General features: G+C 73.9%; 1 protein-coding gene. It reads left to right on the top strand.

Annotated features, from left to right (window positions below):
• Positions 1–151: 151 nt before the first annotated feature.
• A complete protein-coding gene (locus ACN6LD_RS42250; protein ID WP_319187141.1) occupies positions 152–958 on the top strand; it encodes a chaplin in 807 nt (268 codons plus the stop codon).
• Positions 959–1,000 lie beyond the last annotated feature (42 nt).

A 1,000-nucleotide genomic window follows, 5' to 3' on the forward strand; every position in this document is an offset into this window, starting at 1 on the left:
AGCGCACGCCATGCGCTCCGGGGCCGACCGGTCTTTTTCCCGAAGGAAAAGCCGAGAAGTCGTAGAGCCCGATGAAATCGAACAGCTGCAATGATGCGAGCGATTCGGGGTGATTCGGGGCACAGGCGAGATCGAAAGCAGGGATTCAGCAATGCGACAGGCCACCCGCAAAAGCCTCATGACCGTGGCGGCGGCGACGGGGGTGATCGCTGCCGCCGGCGGCTACGCCCACGCCGACTCCGGCGCGTACGGCGCCGCCACCGACTCACCCGGCGTCCTGTCGGGCAACTCGGTGCAGGCGCCGATCAACGTGCCCGTCAACGTCTGCGGCAACACCGTGGACGTCATCGGGGCGCTCAACCCGACCTTCGGCAACTCGTGCGCCAACAAGGGCGGCGGCGGGATGTCACGCGGCTACGGCGACGACGAGGGCCGCGGCGGCGGCCGGCCCGGCAACCACAGCGGCGGTCACGGGGGCGGTCACCACGGCGGCTCCGGCGCGCACGGAGGCTCCGGGGGCGCCCAGGCGGGCGGCCACACCGGAGGGTCGCCCGGCGTCGGCTCGGGCAACCACGTCCAGGTGCCCGTCGACGTGCCGGTGAACGTGTGCGGCAACAGCGTGGACGTCGTCGGCATCCTCAACCCGTCGATGGGCAACGACTGCGCCAACGGCAGCGGTCCGCAGCGGCCCCCGTCCCGCGGCCACGAGACGCCGGGCGAGCCCGGACACCACAGCCCCGGCAAGCCGGGCGAGTCCAGCCCGTCCGCGCCCGAGAAGCCTGCCGCCCCCGGTCACGCGACGCCGGTCGGCGACTCCTCCGTGCACGGGCCCGCCGTCCACGCGCCGCAGCTCGCGCACACCGGAAGCGAGCTGCCGATGGGCCTCGCGGTGCCGGTCGGCGCGGGCGCACTGCTCGCCGGCGCGGTGCTCTACCGCAAGGCGCGCCCCTCGGCGTGAGACGTCCCGGCGCTCACGACGGAGCGGGCCCCGCCCAGGCGG

Source organism: Streptomyces sp. SAS_272 (genome assembly GCF_052543235.1).